This is a genomic window from Citrobacter amalonaticus (genome assembly GCF_018323885.1).
Taxonomy (GTDB): Bacteria; Pseudomonadota; Gammaproteobacteria; order Enterobacterales; family Enterobacteriaceae; genus Citrobacter_A; species Citrobacter_A amalonaticus.
Genome location: NZ_AP024585.1, coordinates 1,608,666 through 1,625,302, shown reverse-complemented (window position 1 = coordinate 1,625,302; position 16,637 = coordinate 1,608,666). Strand labels below are relative to the sequence as shown.

General features: G+C 55.1%; 15 protein-coding genes. 9 read left to right on the top strand and 6 right to left on the bottom strand.

Annotation, left to right across the window (positions count from 1 at the left end; all coding sequences use genetic code 11):
- The first annotated feature begins 31 nt into the window (after window positions 1–31).
- Window positions 32–1,315, top strand: coding sequence for a putative acyl-CoA thioester hydrolase (locus KI228_RS07570; protein WP_043001316.1), 1,284 nt, complete (start codon window positions 32–34; stop codon window positions 1,313–1,315).
- Between the two features lie 65 nt (window positions 1,316–1,380).
- Here KI228_RS07570 and pgl read toward each other — a convergent pair whose 3' ends face one another.
- Window positions 1,381–2,376: a 6-phosphogluconolactonase gene (gene pgl, locus KI228_RS07565; RefSeq protein ID WP_044256478.1), complete on the bottom strand. Its 996-nt coding sequence runs from the start codon at window positions 2,374–2,376 to the stop codon at window positions 1,381–1,383.
- 162 nt (window positions 2,377–2,538) lie between these two features.
- Here pgl and KI228_RS07560 point away from each other — a divergent pair, with 162 nt between their 5' ends.
- A complete protein-coding gene (locus KI228_RS07560) occupies window positions 2,539–3,357 on the top strand; it encodes a pyridoxal phosphatase (protein WP_043001318.1) in 819 nt (272 codons plus the stop codon).
- Here the strand turns inward: KI228_RS07560 and modC are convergent, their stop codons facing one another.
- From modC to KI228_RS07540, 4 genes are all read right to left on the bottom strand, one after another.
- The gene (modC, locus tag KI228_RS07555) at window positions 3,358–4,416 is read right to left on the bottom strand and encodes a molybdenum ABC transporter ATP-binding protein ModC (protein ID WP_043001319.1); all 1,059 of its coding nucleotides are present in this window, start codon (window positions 4,414–4,416) and stop codon (window positions 3,358–3,360) included.
- 2 nt (window positions 4,417–4,418) lie between these two features.
- On the bottom strand, window positions 4,419–5,108 hold the full coding sequence (gene modB, locus KI228_RS07550; protein WP_044328845.1) for a molybdate ABC transporter permease subunit: 690 nt from the start codon (window positions 5,106–5,108) through the stop codon (window positions 4,419–4,421).
- The gene (gene modA, locus KI228_RS07545; RefSeq protein WP_061070356.1) at window positions 5,108–5,881 is read right to left on the bottom strand and encodes a molybdate ABC transporter substrate-binding protein; all 774 of its coding nucleotides are present in this window, start codon (window positions 5,879–5,881) and stop codon (window positions 5,108–5,110) included. The genes modB and modA overlap by 1 nt, the downstream gene beginning before the upstream one ends.
- A gap of 232 nt (window positions 5,882–6,113) precedes the next feature.
- Complete coding sequence (locus KI228_RS07540; RefSeq protein WP_043001322.1) at window positions 6,114–6,263, bottom strand: AcrZ family multidrug efflux pump-associated protein; 150 nt, start codon at window positions 6,261–6,263, stop codon at window positions 6,114–6,116.
- Between the two features lie 128 nt (window positions 6,264–6,391).
- Here KI228_RS07540 and modE point away from each other — a divergent pair, with 128 nt between their 5' ends.
- The 5 genes from modE (at window position 6,392) to scpC (ending at window position 12,799) form a co-directional block, all read left to right on the top strand.
- Entirely contained in the window at window positions 6,392–7,180 is a 789-nt protein-coding gene (gene modE / locus KI228_RS07535; protein ID WP_044256486.1) for a molybdenum-dependent transcriptional regulator, read from the top strand.
- A gap of 192 nt (window positions 7,181–7,372) precedes the next feature.
- A complete protein-coding gene (scpA, locus tag KI228_RS07530; RefSeq protein ID WP_061070357.1) occupies window positions 7,373–9,517 on the top strand; it encodes a methylmalonyl-CoA mutase in 2,145 nt (714 codons plus the stop codon).
- Window positions 9,510–10,505, top strand: a complete 996-nt coding sequence (gene meaB / locus KI228_RS07525; RefSeq protein ID WP_061070358.1) for a methylmalonyl Co-A mutase-associated GTPase MeaB — start codon at window positions 9,510–9,512, stop codon at window positions 10,503–10,505. Before scpA ends, meaB begins: the two co-directional genes overlap by 8 nt.
- Window positions 10,506–10,515: 10 nt before the next feature.
- On the top strand, window positions 10,516–11,301 hold the full coding sequence (gene scpB, locus KI228_RS07520) for a methylmalonyl-CoA decarboxylase (protein WP_044256718.1): 786 nt from the start codon (window positions 10,516–10,518) through the stop codon (window positions 11,299–11,301).
- A 19-nt stretch (window positions 11,302–11,320) separates the two neighbouring features.
- Window positions 11,321–12,799, top strand: coding sequence for a succinyl-CoA:acetate CoA-transferase ScpC (scpC, locus tag KI228_RS07515; RefSeq protein ID WP_061070359.1), 1,479 nt, complete (start codon window positions 11,321–11,323; stop codon window positions 12,797–12,799).
- On the opposite strand, the gene srsR is transcribed toward scpC, so the two are convergent.
- The gene (gene srsR / locus KI228_RS07510) at window positions 12,796–13,692 is read right to left on the bottom strand and encodes a LysR family transcriptional regulator SrsR (RefSeq protein ID WP_061070360.1); all 897 of its coding nucleotides are present in this window, start codon (window positions 13,690–13,692) and stop codon (window positions 12,796–12,798) included. The two genes, scpC and srsR, sit on opposite strands and share 4 nt — an antisense overlap.
- A gap of 247 nt (window positions 13,693–13,939) precedes the next feature.
- Here srsR and modF point away from each other — a divergent pair, with 247 nt between their 5' ends.
- Both modF and galE read left to right on the top strand, forming a co-directional pair.
- Complete coding sequence (modF, locus tag KI228_RS07505) at window positions 13,940–15,412, top strand: molybdate ABC transporter ATP-binding protein ModF (RefSeq protein WP_061070361.1); 1,473 nt, start codon at window positions 13,940–13,942, stop codon at window positions 15,410–15,412.
- A 206-nt stretch (window positions 15,413–15,618) separates the two neighbouring features.
- Window positions 15,619–16,635, top strand: a complete 1,017-nt coding sequence (gene galE / locus KI228_RS07500; protein WP_043001328.1) for a UDP-glucose 4-epimerase GalE — start codon at window positions 15,619–15,621, stop codon at window positions 16,633–16,635.
- The last annotated feature ends 2 nt before the right edge of the window (window positions 16,636–16,637 follow it).

Here is a 16,637-nt window from a genome sequence, read left to right as displayed (position 1 = left end):
CAATGGATACTTTTATAGCCCGGAGCAACTCGTGAACACATCATCAGTTTCCCGTCTGGCGCTGGCACTGGCTTTTGGCGTGACGCTGACCGCCTGTAGCTCTACCCCGCCGGATCAAATTCCTTCCGATCAAACCGCGCCAGGAACCTCCTCGCGCCCGATTTTATCGGCGAATGAAGCGCAGAATTTTGTCGCTAAAAACTATTTTTCTTCCCTGACGCCGAACACCGCGCCGTGGACGCCATCTTCAATTTCTCTGCCTGCGCAGCCTGACTTTGTGGTCGGCCCGGCCGGTACGCAAGGCGTTACCCACACCACCATTCAGGCGGCGGTGGATGCGGCGATCACTACGCGCACCAACAAACGTCAGTACATTGCGATTATGCCAGGTGAGTATCAGGGGACTGTTTATATCCCTGCGGCGCCAGGCAGCCTGACGCTGTACGGAACGGGTGAGAAACCGCTGGACGTGAAGATTGGCGCAGCAATTGACGGTGAAATGAGCACCGCTGACTGGCGTCATACGGTGAATCCGGGCGGGAAATATATGCCTGGTAAACCGGCCTGGTACATGTTTGACAACTGCCAGAGCAAACGCGGCGCGACTATCGGCGTGATGTGTTCAGCGGTATTGTGGTCACAGAATAATGGCCTGCAGTTACAGAATCTGACCGTTGAAAACAATCTTGGCGATAGCGTGGATGCGGGTAACCACCCGGCCGTTGCGCTGCGCACCGACGGTGACAAAGTTCAAATCAATAATGTGAACATTCTGGGCCGCCAGAACACCTTCTTTGTGACCAACAGCGGCGTGCAGAACCGTCTGGAAAATAATCGCCAACCGCGTACCCTGGTGACCAACAGCTATATCGAAGGTGATGTGGATATCGTTTCCGGTCGCGGCGCGGTGGTGTTCGATAACACCGACTTCCGCGTAGTGAACTCGCGTACTCAACAGGAAGCGTACGTCTTCGCGCCTGCAACGCTTGCGAACATTTATTACGGTTTCCTCGCCACCAACAGCCGCTTTACCGCCGCCGGTGACGGCGTGGCGCAGTTGGGTCGCGCACTGGATGTCGACGGCAACACCAACGGTCAGGTCGTGATCCGTGATAGCGTGATTAACGAGGGCTTTAACATGGCACAGCCGTGGGCTGACGCCGTGATCTCTAAACGTCCATTCGCGGGCAATACCGGGGCGAAGGATGATAAAGGCGAAACCCAGCGTAACCTGAACGACACCAACTTTAACCGCATGTGGGAATACAATAACCGCGGTGTGGGCAGCAAAGTCGTGGCTGCGCCGAAGCAGTAAGCATAAAAAAACCGGCATCACAGGATGCCGGTTTTTATTTATCGGTTGGCTAATAAGCGCCCCTATTAATACGCGTTAACCACCACCCACATCGGGCCCTGGCCTACCGCATAACGTCCCTTCTCCGTTAACAGCCCCTGCTCACCGGCAATCTCGTACACCGCGATATGGTGTGACTTCTGTCCGGCAGCAATCAGGTATTTCCCGCTATGGTCAACGTTGAAACCACGCGGCTGTGTTTCGGTTGGCTGGAAGCCTTCTTTGGTCAACACGCTGCCATCTTCTGAAACGCTGAACACGGTAATCAGGCTGGCGGTACGGTCACAGGCATACAGATGACGACCATCCGGCGTAATGTGAATGTCCGCCGCCCAGCGGGTGTCGGAGAAATCAGCCGGCATCATGTCCAGCGTTTGCACGCATTCGATATCACCGTGCGGATCTTTCAGTTCCCAGACGTCCACAGAGCTGTTGAGCTCGTTGACGCAGTAGGCATATTGCTGATTCGGGTGGAACGCCATATGGCGCGGACCGGCCCCTTCAACGGTGGTCACTTCCGCAGGCTCTTGTGCCACCAGCTTACCGTCATCGCTGAGGGTAAACAGGCAGATACGATCCTGCTTCAGCGCAGGCACCCACAGGGTGCGGTTGTCCGGGGAGATATTGGCGGAGTGACAGCCATCCATTCCCTCCACCACATCCACCACCCCAACCGGCAGGCCGTCTTCCAGACGGGTGACGCTGACGTTACCCGCGTTATAGGAGCCAACAAAAACAAAACGGCCATGATGATCGGTTGAAATGTGTGTCGGGCTACCCGGCAGCGCGGATTCTGCGGCAAACGTCAGCGCACCATCATCCGGCGCAATCCGGTAAGCCAGTACGCGGAATTCAGGACGCACGCCCACGTAGAGATAACGTTTATCCGGGCTGACTACCATCGGCTGAACCTGCCCGGGCACATCAACCACCTGTACCAGCTTCAATGCGCCATCATGATTCAGGCTCCAGACATGGATCTGTTGGCTTTCAGGGCTGGCGGTATAAACGGTTTGCTTCATGAATGCTCCTCTGCTTTAGGCAACTGGCTGCAAAAATGGAATACAGCTTAACGTAGTCGCTTTTAACGGTGAATGCTGAATATACGCACAAAATTTTGCCTGCTCCCCGTCCCGGTGTACCATTCAGGCAGACAAAACTTCAATGTTAATCGGGATGACGATATGACCGCTCGCGTGATTGCCCTTGATTTAGATGGAACCTTGCTAACCCCGCAAAAAACCCTGCTCCCCTCGTCTGTCGAAGCACTGTCGCGCGCCAGGGAGGCAGGCTACCAACTTATCATCGTCACCGGGCGTCATCACGTCGCAATTCATCCTTTTTATCAGGCACTGGCACTGGATACACCTGCAATTTGCTGTAATGGCACCTATTTGTATGATTATCACGCAAAAAATGTTCTCGCAGCCGATCCCTTGCCGGTTAACCAGGCGCTACAGCTTATTACGCTGCTGGAAGCGCATCAGATTCACGGCCTGATGTATGTCGATGACGCCATGCTGTATGAGCACCCGACCGGCCATGTCATTCGCACCTCAAACTGGGCGCAGACGTTGCCGCCGGAACAGCGCCCGATCTTCACCCAGGTGCCTTCACTGGCGCAGGCGGCGCACGATGTCAACGCGGTGTGGAAGTTCGCTCTGACAGACGACGATATTCCTAAGCTGCAGCAATTTGGCAAGCATGTCGAAGAGCTGTTGGGCCTTGAGTGCGAATGGTCCTGGCACGATCAGGTCGATATCGCTCGTCAGGGTAACAGCAAAGGCAAACGCCTGACCCAGTGGGTTGAATCTCAGGGTGGGTCGATGGAAAACGTAATTGCCTTCGGGGATAACTACAACGACATCAGTATGCTGGAAGCGGCTGGTACCGGCGTGGCGATGGGCAATGCTGACGACGCAATCAAAGCACGCGCCAACGTCGTCATCGGCGATAACACCACCGACAGCATCGCGAAGTTCATCTATAGCCAGCTGCTGTAATCAGGCGGTTATCGATACACTCTTAATCTGCGCATACAGCCAGAGGCCAGCTTTGATCCCCAATTCATCCCTGGCCCATGGGCTAATGCGCGCCCACAGCGTTTTACCTCCCACCTCAAGCTGAACTTCCACTTGCCCGTTATCGTCGTAGCAGTGGATCACCTTCGCGCGCAGGATATTACGAATGCTGGTCTGCTGCGGCGGCTGTAGCACCAGCGAGACATCCGACGCCTGAATGCGAATGCGCAGCGAGGCCTGCAGCGGCTCATTGAGCTTATTGACCCATAGATGCTGATCACCCAGCGCCAGCGCCGTCATCGCGTAATGCGGATGATGCTCCAGTACGCTCACTTTCAGGATGCTGCTCTGCTGTTCTTTCGGCAGCCATGGATGCATCACGCTGCTCCCCCAGACCTCTTCCAGCGCGCCAAACGCCTTCACCTGACCGTCTTCCAGCACCATTACGTTATCGGCCAGATGGAGAATTTCATCGAGCGAGTGACTGACATAGAGCATGGGAATATTGATCTCCCGCGCCAGCCGTTGCAGATAGGGCAACAGTTCACGCTTACGCGGAATATCCAGCGAGGCGAGCGGTTCATCCAGGAGTAACAGTTCCGGCGCGGTCAACAGCGCCCGGCCAATCGCCACACGTTGTTTTTCACCGCCGGAGAGGCCGCCCGGCAGTCTGTCGAGCAGAGGCTCAATACCCAATAGCGCCACCAGCTTATCGAACTGGCCGGCCATACTTTTCGCCATGCCGTAACGCAGGTTGCCGCGCACTTTATAATGGGGAAACAGGCGCGCATCCTGAAAAACGTAGCCTATCCGGCGTTTTTCCGGGGTCAGACAGATGTGGTTTTCCGTGTCATTCAGCACCCGTCCGTTGAGTACAATGCGCCCTTTCTGCGGTCGCGTCAGGCCACTGATGGCATTGATCAGCGAGGTTTTTCCAGAACCAGAGACGCCAAATATCGCGGTGATACCGCTGGCGGGCAGCGTTTCGTTGAGCGAGACGCAGTGGGTCCCCAGCGTCTGAGAGAAATTGAGTTCCAGCATAATTATCGCCCCGTCCGCTCACGGCTGAGTCGCGCCAGCCATTCAGAAATTAACAGCGAAATCAGCGCCAGTACGATGGAAATAAGACACAGCCTTGCCGCAGCGCTTTCACCGCCCGGCGTCTGAATCAGGGTATACATCGCCGAAGGAATGGTGCGGGTTTCGCCGGGAATATTGGAAACGAAGGTAATCGTCGCGCCAAACTCGCCGAGCGAACGGGCAAATGCCAGTACCGTCCCGACGATAATGCCAGGCAGCGTCAACGGAAGGGTAATGGTGAAGAAGACGCGCCAGCGTCCCGCCCCTAGCGTCCGGGCGGCCTGCTCAAGCTTAAGATCCACCCCTTCCAGCGCAAGTCGGATAGCCCGCACCATCAGCGGAAAAGACATCACTGCCGCCGCCAGTACCGCGCCGCGCCAGCTGAAGGCAAAGGTTATGCCGAACCAGTCGTATAGCCACTGGCCGATAAATCCGCGCCGTCCCATCGAAATCAACAGCAAATAACCGACCACCACCGGCGGTAATACCAGCGGCAGATGCAGTACGCTGTCCAGCAGGGCTTTGCCTGGGAAAGTGCAGCGCACCAGCAGCCAGGCAAAGAAGATCCCAAACGGCAAACTAAACAACACGGCCAGGGAAGACACTTTCAGGCTCAGAAGCACGGCCTGCCATTCAGGATCGGTCAATATCATTACTTGGTCGTAAATCCGTAACGTTTAAAGATTTCAGCAGCCTGCGGTCCTTTCAGGTAATCATAGAACGCGCTGACCGTGGCGTTTTTATGTCCATCAACAATCGCGATGGGGTACTCCACTTTTTTGTGCGAATCTTCCGGGAAGGTGGCCACGACGTTAACGCCTTTACTGGCAACCGCATCAGAGCCGTAAACAATGCCCAACGGCGCTTCGTTACGCTCGACCAGCGCCAGCGCGCCGCGCACATCTTCCGCCGGAGCCAGTTTCGGTGACAGCGTCTCCCAGGCCCCCAGTTTCTGCAGTGCTTCTTTCGCGTAGATCCCCGCCGGAACGTGTTCCGGGTCGCCTACCGCCAGACGTCCACCGTTCAGCAGCGTCGTCCAGCGGGTATTATTGTCAATCGTAAACGCTTTCTGCTCACCGGCTTTTGGCGCCACCACCACAAGGCTGTTGCCCAGCAGCGTCTGACGCGTTGCGGTATCAATCGCTTTCTTATCTACCGCGTAATCCATCCATTTCTGATCGGCAGAAATGAACAGATCTGCTGGCGCACCGGCTTCTATCTGGCGAGCCAGCGTGGAAGACGACGCAAAAGAGGAGACCACGTCGACATTCTTCTCTTTTTTATACTCTGCCGCGATATCCTGCATCGCATTAGTCAATGACGCTGCGGCAAACACGGTGATTTTCCCTTCATCCGCCAGCGTTTGTCCAGCAACCGACAATGATAAGGTTGCCCCAGCAAACAGGCGTAACCAGGTACGAGCCATTTGTAACTCCTTTGCATATCGTTATGTATTTATGAATATAACGATAAAGCAACGATTTTCCCAGAAGTTATTGATACCACTAAGAGGTTACGCAAAGAAAATATCGGCAGGAATAAGGAGAACTTGAGAAACAATCCCAATGGGGTGCGCACTGCATTGAGGCGCGACCAACAAAGATACGGTTTGAAAGATGAGAAAACAAAAACGCCCGACTGAGCGGGCGTTTGGGAAATCAATGATTCTGTCTGGACTGGTTTTTCTGACCGATACCGGAGAAAATGTTGAACACTTCACCGAGACCGTAAATCAGACCCAGGATGATGGCCATCACCACAGGTACCATGATTACGGCGAATACCAGACTTTTCAATAACTCTAACATGGTCAACTCCTGATATAGTCCTTGTAGTATTCTAACCGCATCACTGAGAAAAGCACTCCCCTTTTGTGCGGTCGGCTTTGCGTCTCTGCAGTTTTCCGTCACAATACCCTTTTTGCCAGGATCTTGTTATGCAAGCCGAAATCCTTCTTACCCTGAAACTTCAGCAAAAACTGTTCGCCGATCCCCGACGCATCTCTTTGCTCAAGCACATTGCGCTTTCCGGTTCCATTAGTCAGGGCGCGAAAGACGCAGGCATCAGCTATAAGAGCGCCTGGGACGCCATTAATGAAATGAATCTTCTCAGCGAGCAAACGCTGGTCGAGCGTGCGACAGGCGGTAAAGGCGGCGGCGGTGCGGTGTTAACCCGCTACGGTCAGCGTCTGATCCAGCTCTACGATCTGCTGGCACAGATTCAGCAAAAAGCCTTCGATGTTTTAAGCGACGATGACGCGCTGCCGCTCAACAGCCTGCTGGCGGCCATCTCGCGTTTTTCTCTGCAGACCAGTGCGCGCAACCAGTGGTTTGGCACCATTACCGCCCGCGATCGCAATCAGGTACAGCAGCATGTCGACGTGCTGTTAGCCGATGGCGAAACGCGACTGAAAGTGGCCATTACCGCCCAGAGCGGCGAGCGTTTAGGGCTTGATGAAGGCAAAGAGGTTCTCGTGCTGCTGAAAGCGCCGTGGGTGGGGATTACCCAGGACGACGCCATCGCCCAGGCGGCGGATAACCAGCTCCAGGGCATTATCAATCATATTGAACGCGGCACAGAGCAGTGTGAAGTACTGATGGCGCTACCGGACGGTCAGACGTTGTGCGCCACCGTGCCGCTGGACGCCGCCGCCACGCTGACGGAAGGCACGAACGTGACGGCGTATTTCAACGCCGACAGGGTAATTATCGCAACATTGTGCTAAGTATCGCCACCACGGTGATTACGGCGGGATGTTACCCGCCGTAAATTTTTCTTTGAAATTCATTACAGGATGAATAATTCCACCCGGCAAAAAACGACGCATCGTTGGCTATTTTTTGCTGGCGACAGAGGACAGTAAAAAGCTCATCGTACTCGCAATCCCCTCTTTTTATTGCGGAATACGGAGCAAAATATGTCAGACTTATCAGAGTGGCAGACACTCGCCAACAAGGAGCTCAGCCGGCGGAATAAAACCGTCGAGTCGCTGGTCACACAGACAGCGGAAGGCATTGCCATCAAGCCGCTGTACACCGAAGCCGACCTCGATAAACTGGAGATCACCGGCACCCTTCCCGGCCTGCCGCCTTACGTTCGCGGCCCACGCGCTACCATGTATACCGCGCAACCGTGGACCATTCGTCAGTACGCTGGCTTCTCTACCGCCAAAGAATCTAACGCCTTCTATCGTCGCAACCTTGCCGCCGGGCAAAAAGGCCTTTCTGTCGCCTTCGATCTCGCCACCCACCGCGGCTATGATTCCGATAATCCACGCGTCGCAGGTGATGTCGGGAAGGCCGGTGTGGCTATCGATACCGTTGAAGACATGAAGATACTGTTCGACCAGATCCCGCTGGATAAGATGTCGGTATCAATGACCATGAACGGCGCGGTGCTGCCAGTAATGGCTTTTTATATCGTGGCCGCGGAAGAGCAAGGCGTTTCGCCGGAACAGCTTACCGGCACCATTCAGAACGATATTCTGAAAGAGTACCTGTGCCGTAACACTTACATTTACCCGCCGAAACCCTCCATGCGCATTATCGCCGACATCATCGCCTGGTGTTCGGGCAACATGCCACGCTTTAATACCATCAGCATCAGCGGCTACCATATGGGCGAAGCAGGCGCCAACTGCGTGCAACAGGTCGCTTTTACCCTGGCGGATGGTATTGAATACATCAAAGCCGCCCTTTCAGCCGGGCTGAACATTGATGACTTTGCGCCCCGCCTTTCGTTCTTCTTTGGCATCGGCATGGATCTGTTCATGAACGTCGCCATGCTGCGCGCGGCGCGTTATCTGTGGAGCGAAGCGGTGAGCGGCTTCGGCGCAGCAGACCCGAAATCGTTAGCCCTTCGTACCCACTGCCAGACTTCCGGCTGGAGCCTGACCGAACAGGATCCCTATAACAACGTGATCCGTACCACTATCGAAGCGCTCGGCGCCACGCTTGGCGGCACCCAGTCACTCCATACCAACGCCTTTGACGAAGCACTCGGTCTGCCCACCGACTTTTCTGCCCGCATCGCGCGTAACACGCAAATCATCCTGCAAGAGGAATCAGAAATCTGCCGCACCGTGGATCCGCTGGCTGGCTCTTACTATGTGGAGTCGTTGACCGATCACATTGTTAAACAGGCGCGGGCCATCATCCAGCAGATCGACGACGCGGGCGGGATGGCAAAGGCTATCGAAGCCGGGTTACCGAAACGGATGATTGAAGAAGCGTCTGCCCGCGAGCAATCACTGATCGACCAGGGCAAACGCGTCATTGTCGGCGTCAACAAATACAAGCTGGAAAAAGAGGACGACACGACCGTCCTGGAGATCGACAACGTCAAGGTGCGCAACGAGCAGATCACCTCTCTGACGCGGATCCGCGCGACCCGCGATGATGCCGCCGTTCACGCGGCGCTGGCGGCGTTGACTCACGCCGCATTGCATCATGAAAACCTGTTGGCCGCCGCCGTGAACGCCGCACGCGTCCGCGCCACGCTGGGTGAGATCTCCGACGCGCTGGAGTCGGCGTTTGACCGTTATCTGGTGCCTAGCCAGTGCGTCACTGGGGTGATTGCGCAGAGCTACCATCAGTCCAACCAATCGGCCTGCGAGTTTGACGCCATTGTTGCGCAAACAGAGCAGTTCCTGGCTGACCGCGGTCGTCGTCCGCGCATTTTGATCGCCAAAATGGGTCAGGATGGTCACGATCGCGGCGCAAAAGTGATCGCCAGCGCCTATTCCGATCTCGGCTTCGACGTCGATCTCAGCCCGATGTTCTCCACTCCGGAAGAGATCGCCCGCCTGGCGGTAGAAAACGATGTACACGTCGTCGGCGCCTCATCGCTCGCGGCCGGTCATAAAACACTCATCCCGGAACTGGTCGGCGCGTTGAAAAAATGGGGACGCGACGATATCTGCGTGGTCGCCGGCGGCGTGATCCCTCCCCAGGATTACGCCTTCCTGGAGGAGCGCGGCGTGGCGGCCATTTATGGACCCGGCACACCAATGCTGGAAAGCGTACGCGACGTACTGAAACGGATAAGTCAGCATCATGATTAGCGAATCCACGCTGGCTGACACCGTTCGGCGATTACGCCAGGCCGAGCGGGCAACGCTCGCCCAGGCCATGACGCTGATTGAAAGTCAGCACCCTCGTCACCAGACGCTGAGCACACAACTGCTGGATGCCATAATGCCTTTCACCGGCAACGCGCTGCGTCTGGGAATCACGGGTACGCCGGGGGCCGGGAAAAGCACCTTTCTGGAGGCTTTCGGTACGCGACTGATCCGCGACGGACTGCGCGTGGCTGTGATTGCCGTCGACCCCAGCAGTCCGATCAGCGGTGGCAGCATCCTTGGCGACAAAACGCGGATGACCGAACTGGCGCGATCGGATGCCGCCTTCATCCGTCCGGCCCCCTCCCGCGGGCATCTGGGTGGAGCCTGTCTGCATGCACGAGAGCTGGGGCTGTTGTGCGAAGCGGCGGGCTTCGACGTTGTGATTATCGAAACCGTCGGCGTTGGACAATCGGAAACAGAAATTGCCCAGATCGTGGACTGCTTTGTGTCGTTACAGATAGCCGGCGGCGGCGACGACCTGCAGGGCATCAAAAAAGGGATCATGGAAATGGCGGACGTGATTGTCATCAACAAGGATGACGGGGAAAACCATAACCGTGTCGCCATCGCCCGCCATATGTACGAAAGCGCACTGCATATTGTGCGGCATAAATATGCCGAGTGGCAGCCGCAGGTATTGACCTGTAGCGCGCTGGAAAAACGCGGGATTGACGAGGTCTGGCAGACCATCTGCGATTTCAGAACACAGATGACCTCCAGCGGACGGCTGCAACAGGTGCGCCAGTTGCAGGAAATTGCCTGGTTGAAAAAGCAGACGGAAGCCGAGGCGTTGCGATTGCTGTTCTCCCGTGACGACTTCGACCGCTACTACCACCTGACGCAGCAGGCCGTCAAAAACAACCGTCTCTCGCCGCGCGCTGGCCTTCAGCGAATCAGCGAATACCTTCAGAATCATTACTTTGCATAAAGAGAAAAATATGTCTTATCAATACGTTAATGTTGTTATCATCCGTAAAGTGGCGGTCATTGAGTTCAACTATGCCCGCAAACTGAACGCCCTGAGCAAAGTCTTTATTGACGATCTCATGCTGGCGCTCAGCGATCTCAATCGCCCGGATATTCGCTGTATTATCCTGCGTGCGCCCAGCGGCGCGAAGGTCTTCTCCGCCGGTCATGACATTCATGAACTTCCCTCCGGACGTCGCGATCCGCTCTCTTATGACGATCCGCTGCGCCAGATCACCCGCATGATTCAGAAGTACCCCAAACCGGTGATCTCCATGGTCGAAGGCAGCGTCTGGGGAGGGGCGTTTGAGATGATCATGAGCTCCGATCTGATCATCGCCGCCAGTACCTCCACGTTCTCCATGACCCCGGTCAACCTTGGCGTTCCATACAATCTGGTCGGGATCCACAACCTGACCCGCGATGCGGGTTTCCATATCGTCAAAGAGCTGATCTTCACCGCGTCCCCTATCACCGCACAGCGCGCGATGGCGGTCGGCATTCTCAACCATGTCGTCGCCGCCGAAGAGCTGGAGGATTTCACGTTGCAGATGGCGCACCATATCTCGGAAAAAGCGCCGCTGGCCATTGCCGTGATCAAGGAAGAGCTACGCGTGCTTGGCGAAGCGCACACCATGAATTCCGATGAGTTCGAACGTATTCAGGGGATGCGCCGCGCCGTTTACGACAGCGAAGATTATCAGGAAGGGATGAACGCGTTTATGAATAAACGTAAACCCAATTTTGTGGGCCATTGATACCAGGAAGGGACAAGATATGAAAGACCCCTGGACACGGATGAGCGCCGACGACGCCGCGCAGGTCATTGAGCACAATGCGATGGTTGCTTTCAGCGGCTTTACCCCCGCCGGTTCGCCCAAAGCACTCCCTGCGGCTATCGCCCGCCGCGCCAGCGAACTGCATCAGGCACAACAACCGTTTCAGATTCGGTTATTGACGGGAGCGTCTATTGGCGCTGCCGCCGATGATGCGCTGTCTGAGGCTGACGCCATTTCATGGCGTGCGCCCTATCAGACGTCAGGCAGCCTTCGGCAAAAAATCAATCAGGGTCAGGTTCGATTTGTAGACCTGCATCTGAGTGAAGTGGCGCAGATGGTAAATTATGGTTTCTTTGGTGATATTGACGTCGCGGTGATTGAAGCCTCGGCGATCGCGCCTGACGGACGAGTCTGGCTCACCAGCGGGATCGGCAATGCGCCCACCTGGCTACTGCGGGCGAAGAAAGTCATCATTGAGCTGAATCACTACCATAACCCACGCGTCGCTGAACTGGCTGATATCGTCATTCCCGGCGCACCGCCGCGTCGCAACAGCGTCCCCATTTTTCATGCGATGGATCGCGTGGGCGCCCGGTATGTGCAGATTGATCCCACCAAGATTATTGCGGTGGTCGATACAGAACTCCCCGACGGCGGAAACGTGCTGGATAACGCCAATCCTGTCTGCCAGCAAATCGCCGATAACGTCGTAACGTTTCTGCTGGAAGAAATGGCGCATGGGCGGATCCCCGCGGAGTTTCTGCCGCTGCAAAGCGGGGTGGGTAATATCAATAATGCCGTGATGGCGCGACTGGGTGAAAATCCGGATATTCCGTCTTTTATGATGTATTCGGAGGTGTTACAGGAGTCTGTCGTTCATCTACTGGAAACGGGAAAAATCACCGGAGCCAGCGCCTCCAGTCTGACGGTATCCGCCGATTCCTTGCGAAAGATTTATGACAATATGGACTTCTTCGCCAGCCGTATTGTGCTTCGCCCACAGGAGATCTCGAATAATCCGGAAATTATTCGCCGTCTTGGCGTAATAGCCCTTAATGTCGGGCTGGAGTTTGATATCTACGGCCATGCCAACTCAACGCACGTGGCTGGCGTGAATCTAATGAACGGCATTGGCGGCAGCGGTGATTTTGAGCGCAACGCCTACCTGTCTATCTTTATGGCACCATCCATCGCCAAAGGCGGCAAGATTTCCACTATCGTCCCCATGTGCAGTCACGTTGATCACAGCGAGCACAGCGTGAAGGTGATCATCACCGAACAGGGGATCGCCGATCTGCGGGGACTCTCACCGCTACAACGGGCGCACACGATCATCGACAACTGTGCGCATCCTCTCTATCAGGACTATCTACATCGCTATCTCGCCAGTGCGCCTGGCGGGCACATTCATCACGATCTCAACCACGTGTTCGATCTGCACCGTAATCTGATTGAACGCGGTTCGATGCTCGGCTAAGCCATCTCTGCGCCACGATCTTCCGCAATATACTGAAGCATCGTGGCGGTATAGCGGTGGTTTTTCAGGGAGTAAAGGTACTCCTGCATATACATCGTACCGCCGGGCGCATCGAAATACTTCAACGTTGCCGGATTCACCAGACGCCAGGCAAACCAGGGGATCACGGTCAGAAACTGCCCGCGCTCTACCGCGCTTATCTTCGCCATAAAGCTGTAGGGACGATAGATGATCGTTGGGTTAATACCGCATGGCCGCATATGCGCTTCCAGTATCGCTTCAAAATTGGCCCGATTCTGAAAGCGCATTTGCAGCCAGGGCAGTTCACGCAAAAGCGTCTGCGGCTGTTTATCCTCATAGCGACGGGAAACAAGAAACCCCAGACGCAAAGGCTTCAACTCACTGATGGTCAGATTGTCCAGCTCCTGCACGCGAGCCGAAACATACTGTGGAGAAATGATAAAATCGAGCTGGCGGCTAAACAGGTCATCAATGACTTCATTCTCGCTGAACTCAACGGACTTTACGGTCACGCCGTCATACTTATCGCCCAGGCTAATCAACTGGTCGAAAATAATCGTTGGGTAGGTGTTGTCGACGCCAATGACTATGTTGCGCGAACCACGTGCAGCGTGATGAATTTCATTATCGATTGCCGACAAGGACTGATAAATCGGAAACAGTTTCTGGTACAACTCCTGCCCGGCCTTGTTCAGGCTTATGCTGTTGTCTTTACGGGTAAACAGCGTATAGCCAATTTGATCTTCCAGCGCAGAAATGCTTTTACCAAATGGCGATGCCGTCATGTGTATTTTCTCAGCCGCTCTGGCGATATTATTGGTTTGCGCCAACAGGATGAAATTACGCATTTTTTTCGAGATAAAAACATCCATAAAACACTCCATTATTCATCGCCATGACATCTCAACTGGCTGCGAAAAAATACTGGATAACGCATCACCCTTTTTTGCAGTTGTTCACAAAACAGCGATAGTTCTGTCGCCGCAACCGCCGCGCAGCACAGATATCGACATCGATATTCAAGCGCTGTTTTTTATCCGCAGTCGCGCTAATCACATTGACATTCCTGCTCAGAACACGTATCCCTGTCATTCATTGCTGCATAAAATGGGATACAAAATGTCATCGTTGCATATTTCGCAAGGCACGTTTCGTCTTAGCGACACAAAAACGCTTCACCTGGATTCCGTGACGTTAAACGCGGGTGAGAGTTGGGCGTTTGTCGGTTCGAACGGAAGCGGGAAATCAGCGCTGGCACGCGCGCTGGCCGGCGAATTGTCGCTGCTCAAAGGTGAACGCCTGTGCGCATTCTCGCGGATAACACGCCTCTCCTTCGAGCAACTGCAGAAACTGGTCAGCGATGAATGGCAGCGTAATAACACCGATATGCTCAGTCCTGGCGAAGAGGATACCGGACGCACCACGGCGGAAATCATTCAGGACGAAGTGAACAACCCGGCCCGCTGCGCGACGCTTGCGCAGCAGTTTGGTATCACTCACCTGCTCGATCGCCGCTTTAAATATCTCTCTACCGGCGAAACGCGTAAGACGTTGCTCTGCCAGGCGCTGATGGCTGAGCCGGACCTGTTGATTCTCGACGAGCCGTTTGACGGTCTCGACGTCGCCTCCCGCCAGCAACTGGCAGGACTGCTTGAAACGCTCCATCAGTCAGGCATCACGCTGGTGCTGGTGTTGAACCGCTTTGATGAAATCCCGGCATTTATTCAGTATGCCGGTGTGCTGGTCGACTGCACCTTAACGGAAACCGGCGCGAAAGCCGATTTACTCCAGCAGGCGCTGATCGCTCAACTTGCGCATAGCGAGCGACTGGAAGGGGTGGCATTACCTGAAGCCGACGAACCCGCCGCCCAGCCTGCTCTGGCCACCGATGCGCCGCGGATCATCCTCCGGGATGGCGTCGTGTCGTATAACGATCGCCCTATTCTCGATCGTCTGAGCTGGCAGGTCGATCCCGGCGAACACTGGCAGATTGTCGGCCCCAACGGGGCAGGAAAATCGACGCTGCTCAGCCTGATCACCGGCGACCATCCGCAGGGTTACAGCAACGATCTGACGCTGTTTGGTCGTCGTCGCGGCAGTGGGGAAACTATCTGGGATATCAAAAAGCACATTGGCTACGTCAGTAGCAGTCTGCATCTCGACTACCGGGTGAGCACCACGGTGCGCAATGTGATTCTGTCGGGCTATTTCGATTCCATCGGGATTTATCAGGCCGTGTCGGATCGTCAACAAAAACTCGCACAGCAGTGGCTGGACATTCTGGGACTCGACAAACGTACCGCTGACGCGCCGTTTCACAGTCTTTCCTGGGGACAACAGCGACTGGCGCTGATCGCCCGTGCGCTGGTTAAGCATCCGACCCTGCTGATCCTCGACGAACCCTTACAGGGGCTGGATCCGCTGAACCGCCTGCTTATTCGTCGCTTTGTCGATGTGTTGATTAGCGAGGGCGACACGCAACTGCTGTTTGTCTCCCATCACGCTGAAGATGCGCCTGCCTGCATTACCCATCGTCTGGAATTTGTGCCAGAAGGCGAGACCTATACCTATCAGCAAACGCGGCTGCGTTAGTTTTCATCCGTGGGCGCGAAAGCGCCCTTTTTTTTCGGATAAAAGGCGCAATCATTCTTAAAGTTAATGATTTATAATCGATTAATTGATGACTCAGCGTGAGAAATCGTGAGTGTAAACGATTCCACTATTTTATTCCATGTCACACTTTTCGCATCTTTGTTATGCTATGGTAATTCCATACCATAAGCTTAACGGAGCGAATTATGAGAGTTCTGGTCACCGGTGGTAGCGGTTACATAGGAAGTCATACTTGTGTACAATTGCTGAAAAACGGTCATGACGTCATCATCCTTGATAACCTCTGCAACAGTAAGCGTAGCGTACTGCCTGTTATTGAACGTCTGAGCGGCAAACATCCAACGTTTGTTGAAGGCGATATCCGTAACGAAGCGCTGATGACGGAGATCCTGCACGATCACGCCATTGACACCGTCATCCATTTTGCCGGACTGAAGGCCGTCGGCGAATCCGTTGCAAAGCCGCTGGAATACTATGACAACAACGTCAACGGAACACTGCGACTGATTAGTGCCATGCGCGCCGCCGGCGTCAAAAACTTCATTTTCAGCTCATCCGCCACCGTCTACGGCGACCAGCCGAAAATCCCTTACGTTGAAAGCTTCCCGACCGGCACGCCGCAAAGCCCTTATGGCAAAAGTAAACTGATGGTTGAGCAAATCCTCACCGATCTGCAAAAAGCCCAGCCGGAATGGAGCATCGCGCTGCTGCGCTATTTCAACCCGGTCGGCGCGCATCCATCAGGGGACATGGGCGAAGACCCGCAGGGCATCCCGAATAACCTGATGCCTTACATCGCCCAGGTTGCAGTGGGCCGTCGCGACTCCCTCGCCATTTTTGGCAACGATTATCCGACCGAAGACGGTACCGGTGTCCGCGATTACATCCACGTGATGGATCTGGCTGATGGTCACGTTGCCGCGATGGAAAAACTGGCGGGCAAACAGGGCGTCCATATTTACAACCTCGGCGCAGGCGTCGGCAGCAGCGTGCTGGACGTGGTCAAAGCCTTCAGCAAAGCCTGCGGAAAACCGGTGAATTATCATTTTGCTCCGCGTCGTGATGGCGACCTGCCAGCCTACTGGGCAGATGCCAGCAAAGCCGACCGCGAACTGGACTGGCGTGTCACGCGCACGCTTGATGAGATGGCGCAGGACACCTGGCACTGGCAGTCGCGTCATCCGCAGGGATACGAGGATTAAGA

What these genes read in the sequence shown, in the direction of transcription:
- modE (WP_044256486.1), top strand. Translation starts at nt 6,392, where the DNA reads ATGCAAGCCGAAATCCTTCTTACCCTGAAACTTCAGCAAAAACTGTTC.
- modC (WP_043001319.1), bottom strand. Translation starts at nt 4,416, where the DNA reads ATGCTGGAACTCAATTTCTCTCAGACGCTGGGGACCCACTGCGTCTCG.
- galE (WP_043001328.1), top strand. Translation starts at nt 15,619, where the DNA reads ATGAGAGTTCTGGTCACCGGTGGTAGCGGTTACATAGGAAGTCATACT.
- modA (WP_061070356.1), bottom strand. Translation starts at nt 5,881, where the DNA reads ATGGCTCGTACCTGGTTACGCCTGTTTGCTGGGGCAACCTTATCATTG.
- KI228_RS07540 (WP_043001322.1), bottom strand. Translation starts at nt 6,263, where the DNA reads ATGTTAGAGTTATTGAAAAGTCTGGTATTCGCCGTAATCATGGTACCT.
- pgl (WP_044256478.1), bottom strand. Translation starts at nt 2,376, where the DNA reads ATGAAGCAAACCGTTTATACCGCCAGCCCTGAAAGCCAACAGATCCAT.
- scpC (WP_061070359.1), top strand. Translation starts at nt 11,321, where the DNA reads ATGAAAGACCCCTGGACACGGATGAGCGCCGACGACGCCGCGCAGGTC.
- scpB (WP_044256718.1), top strand. Translation starts at nt 10,516, where the DNA reads ATGTCTTATCAATACGTTAATGTTGTTATCATCCGTAAAGTGGCGGTC.
- KI228_RS07560 (WP_043001318.1), top strand. Translation starts at nt 2,539, where the DNA reads ATGACCGCTCGCGTGATTGCCCTTGATTTAGATGGAACCTTGCTAACC.
- modF (WP_061070361.1), top strand. Translation starts at nt 13,940, where the DNA reads ATGTCATCGTTGCATATTTCGCAAGGCACGTTTCGTCTTAGCGACACA.
- meaB (WP_061070358.1), top strand. Translation starts at nt 9,510, where the DNA reads ATGATTAGCGAATCCACGCTGGCTGACACCGTTCGGCGATTACGCCAG.
- modB (WP_044328845.1), bottom strand. Translation starts at nt 5,108, where the DNA reads ATGATATTGACCGATCCTGAATGGCAGGCCGTGCTTCTGAGCCTGAAA.
- srsR (WP_061070360.1), bottom strand. Translation starts at nt 13,692, where the DNA reads ATGGATGTTTTTATCTCGAAAAAAATGCGTAATTTCATCCTGTTGGCG.
- scpA (WP_061070357.1), top strand. Translation starts at nt 7,373, where the DNA reads ATGTCAGACTTATCAGAGTGGCAGACACTCGCCAACAAGGAGCTCAGC.